The organism is Stenotrophomonas sp. Steno-C17, from assembly GCF_056393165.1.
Genome location: NZ_JBWJPD010000003.1, coordinates 43,295 through 63,460, shown reverse-complemented (window position 1 = coordinate 63,460; position 20,166 = coordinate 43,295). Strand labels below are relative to the sequence as shown.

General features: G+C 59.2%; 16 protein-coding genes. 14 read left to right on the top strand and 2 right to left on the bottom strand.

Features of this window, described 5'->3' with window-relative positions; translation table 11 throughout:
- Positions 1 to 29: 29 nt before the first annotated feature.
- Complete coding sequence (locus AC06FA_RS03555; protein ID WP_478067159.1) at positions 30 to 1,286, bottom strand: tyrosine-type recombinase/integrase; 1,257 nt, start codon at positions 1,284 to 1,286, stop codon at positions 30 to 32.
- 405 nt (positions 1,287 to 1,691) lie between these two features.
- On the opposite strand from AC06FA_RS03555, the gene AC06FA_RS03550 reads away from it, so the two are divergent.
- The 13 genes from AC06FA_RS03550 to AC06FA_RS03490 all read left to right on the top strand — a co-directional run bounded on the left by AC06FA_RS03550 (position 1,692) and on the right by AC06FA_RS03490 (position 18,063).
- The gene (locus AC06FA_RS03550) at positions 1,692 to 2,642 is read left to right on the top strand and encodes an RHS repeat domain-containing protein (protein WP_478067158.1); all 951 of its coding nucleotides are present in this window, start codon (positions 1,692 to 1,694) and stop codon (positions 2,640 to 2,642) included.
- Positions 2,639 to 2,998, top strand: coding sequence for a hypothetical protein (locus AC06FA_RS03545; RefSeq protein WP_478067157.1), 360 nt, complete (start codon positions 2,639 to 2,641; stop codon positions 2,996 to 2,998). The genes AC06FA_RS03550 and AC06FA_RS03545 overlap by 4 nt, the downstream gene beginning before the upstream one ends.
- A gap of 674 nt (positions 2,999 to 3,672) precedes the next feature.
- Complete coding sequence (locus AC06FA_RS03540; protein ID WP_478067156.1) at positions 3,673 to 4,035, top strand: hypothetical protein; 363 nt, start codon at positions 3,673 to 3,675, stop codon at positions 4,033 to 4,035.
- Between the two features lie 584 nt (positions 4,036 to 4,619).
- Positions 4,620 to 5,348: an RHS repeat-associated core domain-containing protein gene (locus tag AC06FA_RS03535; RefSeq protein ID WP_478067155.1), complete on the top strand. Its 729-nt coding sequence runs from the start codon at positions 4,620 to 4,622 to the stop codon at positions 5,346 to 5,348.
- A complete protein-coding gene (locus AC06FA_RS03530) occupies positions 5,349 to 5,708 on the top strand; it encodes an energy transducer TonB (RefSeq protein WP_478067154.1) in 360 nt (119 codons plus the stop codon).
- A 436-nt stretch (positions 5,709 to 6,144) separates the two neighbouring features.
- On the top strand, positions 6,145 to 6,330 hold the full coding sequence (locus tag AC06FA_RS03525) for a hypothetical protein (RefSeq protein WP_478067153.1): 186 nt from the start codon (positions 6,145 to 6,147) through the stop codon (positions 6,328 to 6,330).
- A gap of 331 nt (positions 6,331 to 6,661) precedes the next feature.
- A complete protein-coding gene (locus tag AC06FA_RS03520) occupies positions 6,662 to 7,135 on the top strand; it encodes a hypothetical protein (protein WP_478067152.1) in 474 nt (157 codons plus the stop codon).
- Between the two features lie 615 nt (positions 7,136 to 7,750).
- Positions 7,751 to 13,318 carry an RHS repeat protein gene (locus AC06FA_RS03515; RefSeq protein ID WP_478067151.1) on the top strand — a complete coding sequence of 1,856 codons (5,568 nt, stop codon included), beginning with the start codon at positions 7,751 to 7,753 and terminating at the stop codon, positions 13,316 to 13,318.
- A gap of 157 nt (positions 13,319 to 13,475) precedes the next feature.
- Positions 13,476 to 14,423: an RHS repeat domain-containing protein gene (locus tag AC06FA_RS03510; RefSeq protein WP_478067149.1), complete on the top strand. Its 948-nt coding sequence runs from the start codon at positions 13,476 to 13,478 to the stop codon at positions 14,421 to 14,423.
- Positions 14,424 to 14,995: 572 nt separating this feature from the next.
- Complete coding sequence (locus tag AC06FA_RS03505) at positions 14,996 to 15,580, top strand: hypothetical protein (RefSeq protein WP_478067148.1); 585 nt, start codon at positions 14,996 to 14,998, stop codon at positions 15,578 to 15,580.
- A gap of 1,171 nt (positions 15,581 to 16,751) precedes the next feature.
- The gene (locus tag AC06FA_RS03500; protein ID WP_478067147.1) at positions 16,752 to 16,988 is read left to right on the top strand and encodes a hypothetical protein; all 237 of its coding nucleotides are present in this window, start codon (positions 16,752 to 16,754) and stop codon (positions 16,986 to 16,988) included.
- On the top strand, positions 16,969 to 17,439 hold the full coding sequence (locus tag AC06FA_RS03495; RefSeq protein WP_478067146.1) for a hypothetical protein: 471 nt from the start codon (positions 16,969 to 16,971) through the stop codon (positions 17,437 to 17,439). The genes AC06FA_RS03500 and AC06FA_RS03495 overlap by 20 nt, the downstream gene beginning before the upstream one ends.
- 84 nt (positions 17,440 to 17,523) lie before the next feature.
- The gene (locus tag AC06FA_RS03490) at positions 17,524 to 18,063 is read left to right on the top strand and encodes a hypothetical protein (RefSeq protein ID WP_478067145.1); all 540 of its coding nucleotides are present in this window, start codon (positions 17,524 to 17,526) and stop codon (positions 18,061 to 18,063) included.
- A gap of 61 nt (positions 18,064 to 18,124) precedes the next feature.
- On the opposite strand, the gene AC06FA_RS03485 is transcribed toward AC06FA_RS03490, so the two are convergent.
- Positions 18,125 to 18,625 (bottom strand): hypothetical protein, encoded by a 501-nt coding sequence (locus AC06FA_RS03485; RefSeq protein ID WP_478067144.1) that lies wholly within the window; start codon positions 18,623 to 18,625, stop codon positions 18,125 to 18,127.
- 234 nt (positions 18,626 to 18,859) lie between these two features.
- On the opposite strand from AC06FA_RS03485, the gene AC06FA_RS03480 reads away from it, so the two are divergent.
- On the top strand, positions 18,860 to 20,143 hold the full coding sequence (locus AC06FA_RS03480; RefSeq protein WP_478067143.1) for a hypothetical protein: 1,284 nt from the start codon (positions 18,860 to 18,862) through the stop codon (positions 20,141 to 20,143).
- Positions 20,144 to 20,166: the final 23 nt, after the last annotated feature.

Genomic DNA, 20,166 nt, shown 5'->3' with positions numbered 1-20,166 from the left:
TGCAAGCCATAGCACACACAAGGGTGAAGTCAACTGCCGTTTTTCTTCCTCGTCTTTTTCAAGTAGTCCCGCTGGGCTTTTGCAGCCGCTGCTTTCGTGACCTCAAAAAGCTCGCCCAAATCTTGCATGTCGGGGTTGTAGTAACGGGTCAGCATCTGAGTGGTCTTGTGCCCCGAGAGTTGCATGACTTGGTGCATGGGCAGCAAGTTGGCCAGCTCGGTGATGCGGGTGTGGCGCAGGTCGTGCAGGGTGGCGTCGGTCACCCCCGCTTGTTCGCGGGCGCGTCCCCAGGCCTGGGTGAGCGTGTCCGAGGCAATCGAGGTCTTGCCCTCGTCCAAGCTGAAGACAAAACCGGAGCTGGGGCGCACGGCGGGCGGGTTCTGGGGAGAGGGCGGGATGCGATCCTTGCGCAGCTTGGCGGCGTGGAGCTCCTTGGTCAGGGTGTCCAGCACCGCAACCGCTTCAGGAGTGAGGAAGATGGTCCGATGGATGGGCTTGCCACCCTTGGGGTTCTTGGTGTCCCGGAACGTGGCCTCGGGGCGCTGCTTGCTGTAGTCCAAATCTTCCCAGCGCAGCTTGATGGCTTCGCTGCGGCGGGCCGCGGTCCAGCGCAGGAAGGCAATGGCGCCTCGGGTGGCCGCGGACATGGGGGCAAGGGCAGTCAGGATGTCCGCCCACTCCTTATCAGTGACCACCCGCTCGCGCTCGTTCCTCACCTTGGGCTTGAGCGTGGCGTGGATGGGGTTGTCCATCTTGAAGCCCCAGCGCTTGATCGCTGCCGTGAAGACGCTGGAGAGAACGGCGAGTTGGCGAGTGATGGTGGCCGGGGCGAGGTAGTAGTCATCTTCCAACGACCGGGCCATGCCGCCGTTGGCGAGGGCGAAGTCCTGGGGCGTGAGCTTGTCCACCGGCTTGCTGAAGGTGGCGGGGAAGCGCTTGGCGAGCAGGCGCAAGAGGCGCGCATCGTTGTCCCCCGACTTCTTCTTGCCATCCTTGGCTTTGAGTGAGAGCACCTCGGCGATGTAGCGCTCGATCCAGACCCCCAAGCTCTGGCTGCTCATCAGGTTGGAGGCGGGTTGCTTCTCTTCGTGGAGCGCGGCGCGCTCTGCAGAAGCGAACGCCTCGGCCTGGGCGAGGGCCTTGGCTCGGGTCGCTTCGCTGTAAGGGAAAGTGCGGTTGATGGCGTGCAGGTTGCCCGCTGCATCCTTGCGCTTGATCTTCACTTGGAACGCCGAACCGCGGTCGTAGACGCCCTTTGTGCGGGCGGTTTTTTTGGGACGGGCCACTCGCTCACTCCCTGGATAGAGGAAAGGAGTTTCCCAATATTTTCCCTGGAGTGCAATAAGTCATTGTTTTTAAATGACTAAGATGAGAATCGTTCGCATTCGTAATGCGTAGGTCGCAGGTTCGACTCCTGTTTCCGGCACCATGTTTGATTAAAAGCCCCGGCCTTGGTCGGGGCTTTTTTTGTGCCCTGGTAGCGCCAGGCCATGCCCTGCGGAATGCTTGCCCACCAGTAGTGCCAGCCCATGGCTGGCAGCCCCCATTTTCGGAATCTCGCAGCCCGCCAGCCCTTCCGGCTTCCCGGGCGCTTGGCGCCGCGCCCTGCACGTAACCCGGAAACCGCAGCCGGCCATTCCCGTGCTATGAATACACAGCCTTGCTTCAAGGCACTTTCAAGGATTGGAAGGATGCGCACGTTCGGGGAAACTGCAGGCGGTGTGTCGACCCGCTTCAGGAGGTTTGAAGATCGAATTCGCAAGTCGGGGGTATTTGGCACTTGGCTTTGCTGCGTGCTGCTCATTGGCCTTGGTGTGTCGCCAGCCGCAATGGCACAGACGACGGTCACCTACATCCACACGGACGCCTTGGGCTCGGTTGTCGCCGAGAGCGATGCCAATGGCAACGTGATCAAGCGATATGGCTACGAGCCCTATGGTGCCGTGGTGGGTGGTCAGCTCTCGGATGGGCCCGGGTACACAGGGCATGTGAGCGACTCGGCCACTGGCCTGAGCTACATGCAGCAGCGGTACATGGATCCGCAGTTGGGTGTGTTCCTGTCGGTGGATCCGGTGACGGTTCACGAGAATCCTGTCGGAATGTTCAATCGCTATCGTTACGCTGCGAGCAACCCTTACAGGTTCAAGGACCCTGACGGCCGCTGCTATACAAGCACGGGGGCGTGCATGACGGAGGCTGAGTTTGAACAGGCTTGGAAAGGCGAGCCAAGTCGGGTCCTGAACACGATCGGAAGCCCGTTGGGGACTATTGCAGACGCCTTGAATGGCGATTTCAAGGGCATGATTGTGGGCGCGGTGATGTCCCGTGCCCCGGGTGGAAAGAGCGGGGTCAAGGCGGCAGGGTTCTTTGTCCGATTTGGAAAGGGCGCGGAAAGCGCTGAGTCGCTTGCAGCTCAAGCCGTCAAAGCGGAGAAGGCCGGGTTCCCGTATGGGGTTTCGGTCAAAGCGCAGGAGAGGGTGAGTGCGGCAGATAGAATCAAACACCGGGTTGCCGATCAGGCGGAGGCAAAGAGCGCGTTCAATACAACTCAAACCGGGAACAATCCGAACCACCATACTGTGGAACTCCCTAAGCCAGTAACGGAGAAAGTGGCTCAGAAGTTCAATGAGGTTTACAAATGAAGATCGACTTGATTGTGGAATGGTACGACGGTGAGTTGCAGCAAGTCATGGAAGATGATGGTCAATACTTCTACGCGATCTGTGTGGAGGCGGACTTCAGCAAACCCTTGCAGGATAGAGTCTACTTTGTGATCAATATTATTGCGCAGGAAAAGCATAGGATCGAACGCTTTCTCGCTGATGCAGACATGGATGGCCTTGATCGTCTGCTGCGCGATGAATTGTACGGTCGCCGAGGTGCGATTTTCTTGGGGTGTCCAAACGACTGGAGGGTGAAGTCGGCTGATTTCAGTATTGAGCCAGCCCCCTATCTTAAATTCTTCGCGTTTCCAGTCGTCGACGTGCTGGCGGCCTGAATCGGATAGCGGCATCGTTACGGGTAATTTCCGCTCCGCTGGTTAACTAAGGCAGCGGCACATTGACCCGCAGTTGGGGGATTCCCTGTCTGTTGATCCGGTGACGGCGTATCAGAAACCGGTTGAGTAGTTCACTCGGTACCGGTATGCCAACGGGATCCGTACAAGTTCACTGATCTGGATGGACGGCAGGCGATCCCGACGCCGGCCCCTTACATCCTTCCCATCCCGGTTCCCAACCCCGGTGGAAACATCCAGCGCAGTGAGGATATATCCGATGGGAATCGCGAGAGCGGGCCAAGTTGAAGGCCAACTTCGAGACCCACTGAACGTCCCGCAGGTCGGGATACAGTTCGGCGGTGGCGAGACGGGCAGCCAATACCTAATGGTTTTCCCGACTGACCACTGCCCGCGAAGCCTAATGGTAAGCCTGCACCAGAACCGGACGCGGCTGGCCCGCATACGCAACTGGGGCAGCGAGATGGTAGAAATGGAAAGTACGACCAGGCGAGAGAATTCGACGGTCACGGGAGGCCGGTAAAGACTATTGATTTTACTGACCACGGCTGGCCAGGCAGTCATACGAACCCGCACGAACATCCTTACGAGCCGAGTGCTACCGGGGGCACTCCTTCACGCGGACCCGCGCGGCCGCTTAACGGAGGCGGATAGTCATGACCGTAAACGCTTGGGGCTTCCCAATTACGGGAGACAGGGTGGTTGAGGCATTAAGAGAGAACTTCAGCGCGAATGATATTTGGCTGCTATCGAATTTGGATGTCCCTTCGGAAGCGGAGTCAAAAGCGACCTTGGGTCATCTTCGAGAGCGGATGGTGAACAGGCCGTTAGAGGTGTCGACGGGTGATCTGTGCGATGCGCTTGCTGGCGCGCCGCAAGTATGGGTACTGGACATCCGGCTATCATCCGACCACGAAGTCCAGCTCTACATTGAAGATGGTGAGGTATATGAGGAGAGTCTGGACAGGATGGTCGGAACCGGAGATATCGCTGGACCGACAGACCCGGGACTGAGATGAAATGTAGGTTCGACTCCTGTTTCCGGCACCAGTTGTAAAAAAGCCCCGGCTCAGGTCGGGGCTTTTTGTTTGCGCAGGAATCGCCAGCGCCGGGCCATGCCCAGCGGAATGCTGGTTCTCCAGTAGTGCAAGCCCACGGCTGGCAATTCGGGAAACTCCGGCCGAGCCATTCGCCAGCAACTCCGTCCCCCCCCCCAAGTGCTCTGCATATCGCGCAATTTGCGACACCGACTGTCGTGTCAGGGTCACCGGCTCCGACCAACTTTCCTGACCTCGCACTCCTGTGCTATGAATGCGCTGCCTTGCTTCAAGGCTCTTTCAGGGATTGGAAGGATGTACAGGTTTGCGGGAACTGCAAGCGGTGTGTTTTCCCCCTTCAGGGGATTTCAACGTCCAATTCGAAAGTCGGGAGCGTTAGGCGCCTAGCTGTGCAGCGTTCTGATGATCGGCGCTGGCGTGTCGCCAGCCGCAATTGCCCAGATGACCGTCACCTACATCCACACGGACGCACTTGGTTCCGTAGTGGCCGAGAGCGATGCTAATGGCAACGCATCAAGCGCTATGACTACGAGCCCTATGGTGCCGTGGTGGGAGGTCAGGTCACGGATGGGCCCGGATACACAGGGCATGTAAGCGACTCGGCCACTGGGCTGAGTTACATGCAGCAGCGGTACATGGATCCGCAGTTGGGGGTGTTCCTGTCAGTCGATCCGGTGACGGCGTATGAGCAGCCAGTGGGGCAGTTCAATCGGAACAGGTATGCCAACGGGAATCCGTACAAGTTCACTGATCCAGATGGACGAATCGCCAAGTACGCATTTGAAGGCGATGCGACGCTGCGTGATGGTGCTACCTCGCTCAACCATTGGATGAAGTCAGAAACCATCAGCTCTGAACTGAAGCAGATTCTCCTATCCGATGAGCCCCGCACCATACAGTTCAATCGCAATGGTGATTTTGGATATGACGAGAACAAAAGAATGATCAGCATTGACGTGACCTCTGGACTTCGCATCAAATCCTCCGGGGAGATCCAGCCTCCTGCTCTGGGGGGCGGTCACGAGGTGAGCCATGCTGCCCAGCATGATCGGGTCGGGTTGTCCGCTTTCCACGCTTCGCTTGTTGCGCCACAATCCAACTCGGAGAGCAACGGCGTGATGCAGATCCGAGTCGGTGTATCTTCGGAAGATGCGCGGGCAACGGGGGTGGAGGCCCGGGCCGCCCGTGAGCTGGGGGAACCTGCCCGGAAGAGCTACAGCGACACGAACGGCACTGTTAATGTCTGCTCCCCCACCAGCAATCGGGAGTGTTGAATGGACCGCGTTCTGATGCTTGCGTTGGCCTTGTCCAGTGCTTCATGTCGCGCCGGTGAGGAGTTCCTTGGGCCTTGCCAAGCGGCAAGCAGTCCGGTGGAGACCATTGCGCCGGTCGTTCCCGCCGCGACTGAGATGCAGGTGCGAGGCTCTGTCGTGGCGACCGTCGTCGTTGAAGAGAATGGGCGGGTGACAAATCCCGTCATCACTCGCTCACAGTTTGAAGGGCTGGACCGGGGGAGGGTCGACAATGCTGCTTATGAGCGCGCAGCTCTGGTTGCAGTGGCGAAGTGGCGTTTCCCGCCGGTCCCATCCCGCTGCACCAGGAAGGTCACATTCGACTTCCAGCGTCTGGACTGATTGAGCTCGGTAGTGATCACAAAGGTGCGCCCACCATTAGAATTCGTGATGAAGAAAGTGAATTTATTCAAGCCACGCGCTATAAGAAAGGTCAATGAATCAGGAATCGAATTGCGTTGATCTCAATGAGGTGGAGAAACTGCTGAGTGATCAGCAGTTCCCAGTTCTCCCTTTCAAAGGCTAAACATGGTGAGGGTTGTTATTCAATCGTGATCTTCATGGGCTTGGGGGGGCGGCAAAAAGCATCTTTGATGCCTTGATAACCCAGCTCGAAGCGGGAGGCGCGATGCCGCTGTGGTTTGTACCTGCGGTAACAATGAGGTCGGGAGAGGATGTGTTTCCGTAGGCCGATATCGATGGGTGGGGTCGATATGTTGATCTTCTTGGCTGCTTGGGTTTCTTTCCGGAGTACTACTTGGTACCAGCTGATCGATCGATGCTGCTGTGGTTTGATCCCGAGACAATTCTGGTGGGCGGTCGAGCAGAATTCATCAGTGCGATTGCGGGTAACTGTGGTGGGGAGGAGCTGACGCGACTCTCAGTAGAAGAATTTGGTGTCACATTGGATGATAAGTGTTCTGATGTGGCAGCTTTTATCAAAATAATCAGTGGTCTGGATTGATCTCGATAGTAGCTCGTGGAAATTACGGAATCGGCGCCCTGGAAAAAGCAAGTCAAGGGGCGTGATGGTCGGCCTACGGGTGTTTGTATTGATGGTTGGTAGAGGCGGAGGATCTCGAAGCATGCACGCCGAAATCCTGAAGTTTGGGGGGGGCGGAGCCATGCGGACATGGATGATCAGGCGGTGAAGCATTTTCGGGATATTTTGCGCGGTCCTGGGGAATTCAAGAGGTGGCCAATCAAGATGGTGCTAGATTCCTCGAAAGATCACTCGAAAATTGGCGGGGTGTGCGCCTGAATATGAATGGGACATTCAAGGGGTCCATTGATAAATGAGTGAATTGATCGAGCTTATTTTTGAAGGCGTTGTAATAGATCGATTGGATGAATCCATCGGCTTGCTCTTGAGTAAGTCGGTCTTGAGTTCTGTCGCCGCTAGTGAAAGTCCAGGTCTGGATCTGGCATCTTGGCAAGGTCGCGTGCTCGAGATTCTTGAGGGGGCGTCGCCGAACCCTGGCGCGATCAGCTTTAGCTTGGATAAAGTGGAGTTTGGAGGTATGACAATAGTCAGTCCTCTCGTGCAGGTGTTCATGGTTCAAGAAAATGCGGATATTTCCCTATCATTCTTGGATTGTGAGCTGCACTTCGAATCGCTGAATGGCCTGGATGCATTGCATCATGCCTCCCTGGAATTTCTGGGGTGCACGGGCGGCAGTCACGTCCTCTGTGGTTACGAGCCCGCCAGCGATCATGAAACCCGCTTCTTCACTGATGCTACACGGGGCCCGCTTCGTGACTTTTGGTGAACCACGGCGGTGGGCGCTGAAGGGTGCTGGATCAATGGCCAGCTCGCGCATTCATGGCCACCATGACGCCTGGTACGACACCGGTTGTCGCTATCGACCCAGATATCAAGTCTCCTGCCTAAAGCGGCGAATCCTGTGATATGAATAGGCGGCCTTGCTTCAAGGCTCTTTCAGGGATTGGAAAGATGTGCTGGTCAGGGGGGATTAGCGGGGATGTGCGTACACCCAGCAGGAAATTCAAGCTAGGAAATCGACAACGGCGGCTGGTGGATCTGATTCAGCCGTACCGGGGTATGTCGCAGTATTCAAGGCGGCGTTGCGGCGATCGGCCCGTACTCCCGCTGCAGCGGCTCCTACATGGTCGTCAGCGCTGTGAACTGCTTAGAAGCCGCGACGGGGGGCGTCACCTCGGGTCCTGCACCTGCTGACTGCATGGTCTAGCGCGCGGCAGGGTTTCCATCTTGCTTGGGCGGATTCTTCCGTCTTGGTAGGGGGGGGGCGCCTCTGCGCCATTTCGTTGGCAATTTGATCGGGGACACCACTTTGAAGGGATTTCTCACAAGACGTGTGTTTGGGACCGTCGTGTCGTTGGTGGCAGTAGTGTGCGCATTTCAAGTGAGCCCCCTACACGCTCAGGAGCGAAAGGTCTGGGAAGAGTATGGCAATCGCGTTGGGCGCGCTTCCGATCCCAGTGTGGTTGGCAGTAATGCCTTCGGCGAAGAAGTCGATACCTATATGGGGGGCGTGTCGTTCAAGGCCACGGACGTAGATCTGGCTGGAAACAACGAGTTGCCGGTGCGATTCGAACGATCGTTCTCTGTCAGAAACAATCCGATTCCGGGGGTTTTCTATCGTTCGTTCGCGATGGCAGATTGGCAGATCAGCCTGCCTACGTTGTCCGCCGACTTTGCGCCCGACTGGACAGGCTCAGCGACGGGGGATCCTCAGCGACGATGCTCGGTAGCGCGGGCGATCGACGCGCGCCCCATGCCCATCCAGGTGGGTACTGAATATGTAATGCCGGATGAGTACTGGGACGGTGTAACGCTGCAGTTGCCTGAAGGCGGTGGCGAGCTTCTCTACATCCAAGGCAATATTCCTGTGCCTGGCGACGGCTCGCCTTACTATTGGACGGCCGGAGACAACATCCGTCTGTCCTGTCTGCCTTCTCTGGCCAATGGCTCGGGCGAGGGATTCCTCGCTGTCGCTCCCAATGGCAACCGCTACCACTTCAATTGGATGGCCCAGGACGCTGAGCCTTCCTTGGTTTCGCAGACCGCGATGATCGTCTCCCAGCTCGCCACGACAACCGAGCGACGGATTCCGCGCAAGAAGAACTCCCTCTATCCCACTCGCGTCGAGGACAAGTACGGGAACTGGGTTGCGTATACCTATTCCAACGGCTGGAGTGAAAGCGTTCGGCTGACGCGCATCGAAAGTAGTGATGGGCGTTGGATTGCAGTGCGCTACGATGGTTCCGGGAACATCAGCCAGGTCGAGGCGAACGGCCGGGTCTGGAACTACAGTTATGCCAACGATGGATCGAAACCAACGCTGGTCGGCGTGCGCCTGCCGGATCAGAGCGAGTGGGCGATCAACTTCAGTGGTCTGGGTCGGGCGACGATCCAGTATGTAGTCGGCGAGCCGGGTGATCAGAATACTCGCAACTGTTCGCGCCAAGGTGACCTCCTTGGGCCTACTTCCTTCGTCGGCACGATGGTGCACCCAACAGGGCTGGCAGCACAGTTCACCGTGGACATAACGCTCCATGGGCGCAGCAACGTGCCGCTCTACTGCAAGAACGTGACACGACCGACCAACAACAGGGGCGATGACATCGCGTGGATTCCCCCTGCCCACTATGGGCTTTCGCTTTCGGAGAAGGTTCTGTCCGGCCTCGGCCTGGGCACCATGCGATGGGCTTACGCGTACACCGCAGGTAGTAGCTACCAGTATTTGTCCGGTGATTCGCGGTTCCCCATCTGCCCGCCTGAAGTGGCTGAGTGCACCGCGCCGCTGTGCACTTCAGATGACTGTGCGGGTTCAAAGTCAACAACCATCACGGCTCCGGACGGGACTTCCACAACGTACAGATACGGCAATTCCTATCGCTACAACGAAGGGAAGCTGCTCAGCACGGTGCTGCGCGATGCACAGGGTGGAATCGCGAGATCAGAGCAGCGTCGCTATGACCTTTCGCTGGCTGACGGCACCTATCCTGCACGCTGGGGACTGAGCCCGCGTTACCGTCAAGCGGGATTTCCGTCTGAACTTCATAGGCCGCTACTGACCAGGACCATCACACAGGACGGGATGGACTTCGTTTGGTCGGCAGAGCAGCTAGACAGCTTGGCGCGTCCGGTGCGCGTGAGCAAGCACAGTAGTGTGGCGGGTACCCCCATCAAGCTGGAAGATACGCAGTATCACGACGACGTATCCAAATGGGTGATGGGACAGCCCCGGAGCGTGGCCGTCAATGGCGTGCCTTTCTACGAGACCACGTACAACGCCAGTGCCGCGCCAACGGTGATCAAAGAGTTTGGGCGCGTAGTGCAGAGCATCGAGTATCGGGCCGACGGCACCGTGTCAGCGGTCCGGGACGGTAATGGCAACATGACGTCGATCGGCGGGTGGAAGCGGGGGGTTCCGCAGAGCGTCACTTATCCCGATGGCGCGACGGTGTCGGCCACTGTCGATGACCAGGGTCTGGTGGTCCAGTCCATTGACGAAGGTGGCTATGCAACCTCCTACCAGTACGATTCCATGGGTCGACTCGTTCGATCGAGCTTCGCGGATGGAGATGCCGTCGCCTGGAATCCAGTGCTGAGAACCCTGGAAAGGGTTGGGGTGGGTGAGTACGGCGTGGCGCCTGGGCACTGGCGATATACCGTGGAAACGGGCAATGCACGCAAGATCAGCTATCTGGACGCGATGTGGCGCCCGTTGCTGGTGCGCGAGTTCGATGCCAGCAATGCCTCCGGAACGGAGCGCTTCACCGGGTTCGAGTACGATCACGAAGGGCGAACAGTGTTTGCATCTTACCCGTCCGGAACCAGTAACCCGGATGTTGGAGTGTGGACGCAGTACGATGCGACGGGGCGCGTTGTGCGTCACGCTGCAGACAGTGAGCTTGGTCTGCTTAGCACAGTTACGGCTTACGGATCAGATGCGCAGGGTAGTTTTTCCGTTGCCACGCGCCCCGATGGCCGTTCGGTGAAGACGCGCTTCCAGGTGTACGACGAACCCAGCGATCAGGTGCCTACAGAAGTGGCAGGCCCGGAAGGTGTGGTTACGCGCATATCGAGGGATGCGTTTGATCGTCCGCTGACCATTTCCAAGGGCGCAGTGAATGGTGGTGAGACCGTCACGCGTGCGTACAGCTATGACGGGAGCGGGCGACTGTGCAGTCAACGGGAGCCGGAGACCGGTGTAACCCTGATGGGCTATGACGGTGCGGGCAACATGACCTGGTCAGCAACGGGGCTCGATCCATCCACGAGCTGCCATGCCGACGGTCTCGTCACGGGTATCCAGGAACACCGTGTGGCCCGAACGTTCGACGCTCGCAATCGATTGCGGAGTCTGGTGTTCCCAGACGGCAACGGGAACCAGTCATGGCGGTACACAAGCACAGGTCAGCCTGACCAGATCATCACCAAGGCGGTTTCCGCCCCGGACGTCATCAACGCTTATAGCTATAACCGGCGTGGACTGATCACTGGTGAAACCGGTGGTGAGCTGGAAGGCCACAACTGGTCCATCGGCTATGCCTACAATGCCAATGGTGACATGTCCGGCGTTCGCTATCCCAGCGGCCTGTTTGTTGACTACGCGCCCAATGCGCTCGGCCAGCCCACGCGCGCGGGCAGCTACGCGGTGGATGTCAGTTACTACCCCAACGGCGGTATGCGGAATTTCGCGTACGGCAATGGCATCCAGCATGGCATGCAGCAGAATGCGCGACAGTTGCCGGCCCGGGTGCAGGAGGGCGCGGCGCTCGATAATGGCTATTCCTATGACGTCGTCGGCAATGTCAGCCGGATTGATGACGCGCTTGATGCGCGGCGCACGCGGGTGATGGGCTACGACGGCCAGGATCGCTTGACCCGCGCGGAGTCCCCTTCGTTCGGTGGCGATGGCGTCGCGACCTACACGTACGACGCGATCGACAATCTGCGCAGCGCGCACTTGGCGGGGGTGCGTCAGTTCAACTACTGGTATGACGGCAGTAATCGCCTCACAAACATTCGTGCCGATGATGGCGCCACGACGATGGGTCTAGCCTATGACGTGCGCGGAAATCTGAAGAGCAAGAACGGAATGCAGTTCCGCTTTGATCTTGGAAATCGTTTGCGCGAGGTCCTCGATCTCGAGCAGTACCGTTACGATGGCCATGGCCGTCGTGTGGCCAACATTCGTCCCGATGGTTCTGCAAGGCTGTCGTTCTACAGCATGGATGGCGTGCTTCGCAGGCAGGAGGATAGCGCCGGCGAAGGCACGGAGTACATCTATCTCAATGGCAGTCTTGTTGCGCAGGTAGCCGGGCCGGTGGTTCTTTCCACGCCCGTCCTGGCCTTGGCGGAGTTCAGTTCGCGTGGCGACTACCAGGTGTCCTGGAGCGGAATTGCTGCGGCTGCCACCTACGAGCTGCAGCAACGCAGTCCGGGCGCGGATTGGCAGGCGGCTTACAGTGGGTCTGGCAAAGTTTGGACGGCTCCGGGCCACGCTTCCGGAACTTACCAGTACAGAGTGAGGTCCTGTGACAGTGCGGCGTGCAGCGCGTGGAGCGCCGAGGCCAGCGTCCGGGTGCAGTTGCCGCCGTCTGGGGTGCCGGTGCTCAGTGCGCCTTCCATGTCAACCGATGGATCCTTTGTAGTCAGTTGGACGCGCGTGACTGGCGCTGTGGACTATCGGCTGGAAGAGAGTGCAGGTGGTGGGGCTTGGGCGGTGCTCCTGCAAGCGGACACGACGTCGCAGGTCTTCAGTGGCAAGCCGCAGGGTGGCTACGCGTATCGGATCTCGGCCTGCAATGCGGGTGGCTGCGGCGCCGTCAGCACGATTGCCTCGGTCACGGTTGTCGTTCCGCCGGGCGCTGCTCCTGCAATCAGCCTGCCGTCCCGCAGTGCGGATGGTGCGTACACGGTCACTTGGTCGACGGTGCCCGGTGCAGACCGCTATGTCCTGGATGAAAGCGCAAACGGTGCCACGTGGCAGCAGGTGCACGCGGCCTCCAGCGCGATGCGCGTGTTTGCGGGGAAAATGGCGGGCGTCTACACCTACCGTGTCACGGCGTGCAATGCTGGCGGTTGCAGCGGTGCGAGTGCGGAGGCGAGCATCGTTGTCCAGTATCCCCCGTCAACTGCGCCGGACATCAGCGTGCCTGCCAAGTCGACCAACGGTAGCTACACGGTTACCTGGACCGGTGTTGCGGTGGCTGAGCGTTATCTGCTGGAGGAAAGTGCAAACGGGGGCGGATGGGTCACGGTGCAGGAAAATGACCTGGGCGCACGAGCGTTCGCTGGCAAACCGATGGGGTTGTATAGCTATCGCGTGCGCGCAATCAACGGCTCGGGTGCGGGGCCTTATTCAAGTACTGTTTCAGTGAATGTGATCGAACGTCCGAATCCGCCTTCACTGTCCGAACCGGTTGCTGACGAAGCCAATGGCTACGTGTTCAGGTGGTCAGCGGCAAGTGGTGGTGGCAGCCACAACTACGATCTGGAAAAGTCCACAAACGGTGGTGACTGGGTGCGCGTTTCATACAGTGGAGGACTGTCGGCCGTTGTACTGCGCCTGGAATCTGGCTCCTATACCTTCCGTTTGAAGGCTTGCAACGAGGCAGGCTGCAGCGACTACTCGAACATCGTATCGCTCTACATTCCTCCTGCGCCGATTCCCCAGACGCCGTCCATCATGTACTCGGCAAAAACCGAACGGCGCGTGGGTACGACGTTGACGGTCAGTTGCAGCGTGCGGTGGACTGTTTCGCCGGGTGCAACCAGCTATCGGCTGATGGCGGCCCCGTCGGGCCAAGTGCAGTACACCGGGCCGAACTATGAGCTGACGCGTGCGGGGTCGTATTACTGCGCCGCATCGCATGTCGTGCAGGCATGCAACGCAAGTGGGTGCTCGCCTTACTCGGCGCCGCCCTTCCCGCAGAAAACCATCAACACGCCATTGTGAAGCGCGGGCGGTGATGCGCCAGTCGCATCACCGCCTCCTTGAAGGCACGGGTGTCTTCGTCCGCTCAGCGCTGGCGGATAGTTGCTTCTGCGCCCCGTCGATTGTTCGACCGAACGTACCCGGCAATGCTTCATGATGCCGCTCAAGGACTGAAAGAATGCGTAGGATCGAGATACAGGCAGGCGGACGGCCTGCCCGATTTGGAGGGATTGAAGGCCGTGCCGGGAAGCTGCTGACGGACGTCGCGTTGCGTTGCTGCATTCTGGTGGTCGGGCTTGTCCTGTCTATCCCGGTGGTGGCCCAGACAGTCACGTACATCCATACCGATGCGCTCGGTTCGGTTGTGGCCGAGAGTGGTGCCAATGGCAACGTGATCAAGCGCTACGCTTACGAGCCTTATGGCGCCATTGTAGGTGGGCGGGTCACGGATGGCCCGGGGTACACTGGGCATGTGAGCGACTCCGCCACTGGGCTGAGCTACATGCAGCAGCGGTACATGGATCCGCAGTTGGGCGTGTTCCTGTCGGTGGACCCGGTGACGGCGTATGAGCAGCCGGTTAGGCAGTTCAATCGGTACCGGTATGCGAATGGGAATCCGTACAAGTTCAAAGATCCTGACGGAAGGGAGGTCGTGTATGAGTACTTGCAAGGCGTCAGTGAAAGACGAGGCCGTTTGCACATGATGGGAGTCGTAATGTCGCCTACCGCTCACGCGGAATTGCAGCAACTCGAAAGATCTTCTGAGATCTATACTATCGTAATGGGAAATGATCTAGAGCCGGGTTACGTTACCGACACCAGGACCATAAGGTTAAATCCATCATTGGGAATCAAGCTTAGCTCAACTGGCGAGGTGCAGCCTCCTACTGTCAATAGCGCTCATGAAATTTCGCATGCTGCCGAACATGATCGCGTGGGTACAAGGGAGTTTGCAAAGGCCAAGCGGGACATTCAAAAGAATGGTGTGGATCGCGAGGAAAATCGTGCGAGTTCCGTTGAACGTCAAGTGGGTAGGGAGCTCGGAGAGCCTGCTAGGCAGTATTATCGTGACTACGACAAAGGTGTGAAATGTAGTTCTGATATGTCTTCTGGCTGCGGGAAATAGGTTTGAGAGGGTTCTGAATGAACGTTCGAACTTCCAGTGTGATCCTCTTGGTGCTGACGAGTTGCTCATCGGCAGTGAATGAACCCGCTGCTGTAGTGGAGGCCCTGAACTCGGAGGCTTGTCAGCTGCCTCCGGAAGTCCCGACGGCGATAGCGATTTCGGACGCCATAGCGGATCCAACATCTTTTGATGGAAGACTTGTTTCCGTGGAGGGGTACTATTGCGCGGCGTTCGAGATGAATGCAATTTACGAAACGCCCGATTGCTATTCAAGGCCAGAGTTGGGATTATGGCTGGGCGGGATGTCGCCCTTCTATTCATCCAAGGGGCGAAGGGTTGTGGTGACGGGAATGTTCGATTCCAGGTTGCAAGGCCACTTGGAGAAGTGGCCGGCAGGGGTCTGTGTCGCTAAGCTTACCGAAGTGCAACCCAAATGACGCTTGTGCCGAATACTGGCAGATGTCTGCATCTGATAAAGCGCGTCGTGCCGGGATGAAACGTGTTACGTTGATCATCATTCTGCCGCCTGTGCGGCAACGGAAATCACAGCCACGGACGCTCTGGGTTCCGCTGTGGCTGAGCGCGATGCCGACGACAACCTGATCAAACGCTACGACAACGAACCTTACGATGCCGCGGCTTCAGAGGCTGCGGCTATCATGCGTACGAATAGCGTTCCAAGGGGCTTGCCCGTGCGCACACTGATCTCATCCTCCGCTGCCATTCTTTCGTTCGTGACCTGCGCGACAGTACTGTGCCTAACGAGCGCATGCAGCAGAGATGAGGGGCGCGCCCAACATATCTCCATTGAGGAAATGGTGAACTCTGGTCAGTCGCTTGGTGGGGTCCGGTTGAGGATTGAAGGGTGTATTTCATCAAGTCAGCATGGGCTCGTGATCAATGAATGCCATTCCACTGGTGACGGGATTCCGGTGCTGCTTTCGACAAATGCGGATCGTCATGCGCCCGTCCTCTACGAACGAGGTTTGGTGTTGGAGGCCGGTCGAAGAAAAGGGGGCGTTGTTGCTCTGTGTGGCAACTACTCTCAGACCCCTGACGGAAAAGATCGTTGGTTCGAGGTCGATTCTTTCTTGATGGGCGGCCGAGCCTATGGTGATTGGTCTGGCTGCGGGACTGATAAGAAGCACTGGCGCTGATTGTGGCCGGTAATCTGGTGCGTGTGTCGGTTAGCGGCCCGGTGCGAGGGTGAGCGTAAGGGTGTGGGCGATTTCCGATCTTGGAGGGGGCGTGTGGAACAACGATGTAACCAGGAGAAACATTTCGGAGTACTCGTGGAAGTGATTCGGAAATGAAGGCGGGTCATCGAGCGCTGGTGTTGAAGCTATCGACTTCACTGCGGGCCTCTCTTCTACTTTTTACTATTATTTTTGATGGGTATTTCCACTATGACTGCCAGGAACGAAAGTGCGGACGGGCCGCGTTTGGGCGTTGGATTCGATGGAATGGCGTCTTACGTCACCACGTATGATGGACGGTCGGTTGGGCGATTTGCTGTATATGGAGACGTGCATGCGAAATCCGGACGTGTGTTGGATTTCCGTCTGGCAGATGGCGTGGTTCGGGACCTCGAGCACGCCATTGAGCGGACAAGTACTTCTGCGGAGTTGAACTGATTTGGCACGCAATCGATCAGGCAGGAGAAGGGGGCCTCTTGCCATAGCCCTGCTGTGCACGGTGACAACTGCCTGTCTTGGTCCACTCCGGCATGCTGCCCCGGGGGATTTCAGCCTTTCCTTGATTGATAGCCCTACGCAGAAGCGATACGAGGTAGTCCTGACGTCTTCCGTCAGCCGACTTCTGTGCTTGTCGAAGGACAGCTGGCCTGCCGAAGACGGTAGTTTTCCCATGGGGAACGAGGGAGCAGTACTGACCGCGGCCAGTGGCACACGGCATCCCATAGTTGCTATGACAGCTTACTGCCCTGGCGGATGCGGCGAGGTTCGCTTGCAACCGGGCCAGACCTTGCGGGCAAACATCGCCTATGCGGCGTTTGGCGATGCGGAGGTCATCGCAGCAGACCCTGCGCGTTCACTATCGTTTTCTGTTCACCCCTACTTCTGCATACGATAGCCCGTGCCGCCCGTGACCTTCAGCGATGCTAATGTCGGAGGCAACAGAAGGGTGTCCTGTGGGCTGCATTACCCGCGCTACGGCATTGGCGGGCAGCGTACCGGCGAACCGGTCCATCTAGGGCACGATGCTGATCGCCCCTTCTGGCCTGCAAGCTCGGTCGCAGAGCGTTGTGGTGCATCCCGGCTTGGCCTGCCAGGAAGAGGGGGCGGTTGTGGTAGTTCATGGAGGTGCACGATGAGAGTGTTTGTTGACTTCAATAACCTGGATCCTGAGGGTTGCCTGAGGCTCAATCTTGTGGGCACGCTGCAGGACCTGGAAGCGCAACATCTCGTGCTCGAGGCAGGAATGCTCTTGACTGGATCGGACGGTGATCTGAATGCCAGGATCATCGTCCTTCATCCAGGGAGGGAGGGGGTGTGGCGGGGGCAGATCGTTGAGGGTCCTTTTGAAGATGCCTTCCTTCCTGAGTGATGCGATGAACAGCGATCAAGCCACCCATGGGTCTCTGCGGCAGTTGATCGATCGGCTTGACCCGCTGCTCGATGTCGCCGGATTCGAAAACTGTGAGAGCGCTCGCGCCAGGCTTGCGCTCGCATTGTGCGATCGGCTTGGTGGCCGGCTTGATGGCGAGCGGTTGGCTGCAGTAAACGCGGCTCGCGAGTTCTGGGTGATGGGGCAGGACGCCGAGTACAAAAAGTGGCTCGGCGTGTTCTGGTCCAGCAGGGAGGACTCGCGGCCCGGAAATCCAATCGATCGGTTGGTGTGGAGTGCGTTGGCGCGGTCCGGCGGGCTTGATGGGTATGCGGCGGAGTTTCTGGTTCTTGAGGCTCTTGATGCTGGCATCGGGCTGGATGAAATCTCCCAGGCATTGGCCGAGGTCGTGCCTGGCTACGCAGCGGGTTGTGGTGCGGGCGGCAAGTGACACTGAAATTTTGGCCGGTCCAAGCCATGCCCGAAGCCGGTGGGCGTTGAGCGCGGCAACATTCAGGCGAATGAAGTAGACCCAATGAAGTCCTACACCACGCCCAATCTTCTTCCCGATGATGTGCGCTATCTGCCGATCCAACTGGCGGGGGCGGAGCCGGGTGAGCTTGCTGATTTGCTACAGGGGCGTCTGCTCCTGGGCTATTCGATTCCTGCGGCGCAGGCGGCGGGTATGGCCTGGCAGGTGATCTTGAAGTTCAGCTCTGATGTGTCGATCGAAATCACATGCTCGAATACCGTCGTTGAGCGATGGAAGGCGTTCGGGAGCGTCAACGTCGAGGTTCTGGCCTGCGATACCGCGGATCTCGCCTGCGCATCTGCGATCCACGAGCTTCCGAAAGGTCTCTGCGTTGCACGTACCGAGATCGTTCGCTGGAAGAGCGCTGGATTGATCGTTGACGCCGGAATCCGCCTGCAATTCTCGGATGGCCGTACGCTTACCGCTGTCGCGCTGGATGCCCCCGGAGCGATGTGCCTGAACCTTCCGGGAGACACAGATGCGCAATCGTGGCAGTTTCCAGCGCACGAGTACGTCTACGTGGCAATGGATGAGGCGGGCTGAGCCGCCACCCGAGCGCACAGCGCGCAGCCCCGTCGGCCTTTCGCCTGCGCAAGACCGGCATTCACTCGTCGAGATTGTCCGTAGCACCACGGCACGTTTTCGTGCCTTCAGGCGCCGGGCCAGACTTCCGCTTCAAGACATCGTTGAGAGCGATGACGTCGGTATCGCCGTTGTCACCTTTGCGGATGCTGTCCACAACGCGCCAGTCCAGCGTGTCGCCGTGCCGCTCCGCGCGTACCAGGCTGATGGATCCGTTGCGGCCGCTTTCCACGGCCAACACGGCCGTATTGCCAACGACGGTCCCCACTACCTGCCCGTCGTCGATCTGCCGCAGATTGACCAGGGCGCCACCGAAGTCGCCGCACAGGCGGGCGCCTTCCTGGACCAGGGTTACGTTGAAGCCGCCGCAGTCCAGCTTGGGGTTGGTGCGGTCGCACCATTCCACCGACCAGGTGCCGCTGACATCTGCCGGGGGCTCGGCCTTGGGGCTGGCCGCGTCGGCGGGCACAGGGCCAAGGACCGTCGTCAGTAGTACAGCCGCCATCAGGCTCTTTGCGTTCATGTGCAATCCGGGCATGGGGGTCTTCCGTGGGTGAACGGGGCGGGCAGGAAGCACCCGCAAGGCGCGTTCGTGAGTGTAGGGGATGAGCACCGTATTCGATCTTCATCCGCACGGGTTGCCGGCTGGGAATCGTCGGCGGCCCCATCATCCCGTGGGCGCCAGACACCACCCACCGCCACCGCCTGCTACGCTTGCCCCTGACACCGCGCCGCGCGGTTACAGGGACCGTAGACCATGGCATCGACAAACGCACTGCATCGTCTGGCCGCATATTCCATCATCGGCGTGGCTTCGGCACTCTCCGTGCCGGCCTGGGCCGCAGCCGAATCCCCGCCGGCGCCGGCCACGCCCGCAGAACCGATCAACGCGGCCAACTTCGTGCGCCTCACCCAGTCGCTGGAAGCAACACCCCAGCAGCCGGGCGCGCAGGAACTGCGCGTGTCGATGCTGCGGTGGTTGGCGGAAACGCCGGATTACACCGTCACCATCTGTCCGGTGATGGACCTGCCCGAGCAGGATCCTGCCGCCAGCAAGATTGGCATCGACCTGCTGCTGCAGCAGAGCTTCGGCAACCTGGTGTTTCAGATAGACCCGCACAACGACGACGATCAACTGAGCCGGCAGGTAGCCGGCGTGCAGAGCGCGCTGCGCGCCTATGCGTCCTTCGTCGCGGCCGATCCCGCATTGCGGATTGCGGCCATGGATGCGCTGGCTGCGCAGCAGAAGGCCGGCACGTTGCGCGCGCATCTGGCGCCCGTGGTGAAGGCCGAATGCAGCGCCAGCGACAATACGGCCATGCTCAATCCGGAAGCGGTGGGGCAGGGCACGCGTGCGCCGTCGCCGTTCCTGGGCGGTTTCCTGCGTGCGACCAGCGTGGTCTACCCGTTGCAGGTAGGCCAATGGCAAGCGCTGGGCGAGCGTCGCTACGACGATGTCGCGGGCGGTGCATCGGTGCGCTACCAGCAGGCCGGCCGCGAGGACGGTTGGATTGACGTGTACTTCTATCCGGTGGGGGTGCTGCAGCAGGAACAGCGTTCGGCCCTGCTGGAAGGCGAGCGCAAGGGCTTGCTGGAGGCGCGAGAAGCATCCGTGGCCGGGCGCGATGATATGTCGCCCGTGCGTACCGTGCCGTTGAAGGCCGCTGCGGCGCAACCGGGCACAGCGGCCACTGTTGAGGCCAGCGTGCTGGATTTCGGTTTCGTGCGCGATGGCAAGGACTACAGTTCGGTGATGCTGCTCGCCATCGACCGATTGTATGCCATCAAGCTGCGCTACAGCGTGCTGGCGGCAACAGCGAACCGCAACGCGGCGCGCGGCGAGGTAGAAACCTTTGCGTCGGTGCTGCTGCCGCAGTTGGAGATCAGCAACTCCGGTGGCTGCGGCACGGTGCCGGCGGCCGCGCGCGACCAGCTGCGTCTGGGCTGCACCGGCGCCGATCCGGTATTGCCGGTGGTGGGTGAGGGACAGCGGGAGATGCGTTTCGAGTACGCGCCGCCGCGTGAGGCGAAGGGCCAGTAAGGCCTCCGGCCACAGGTTGCAGA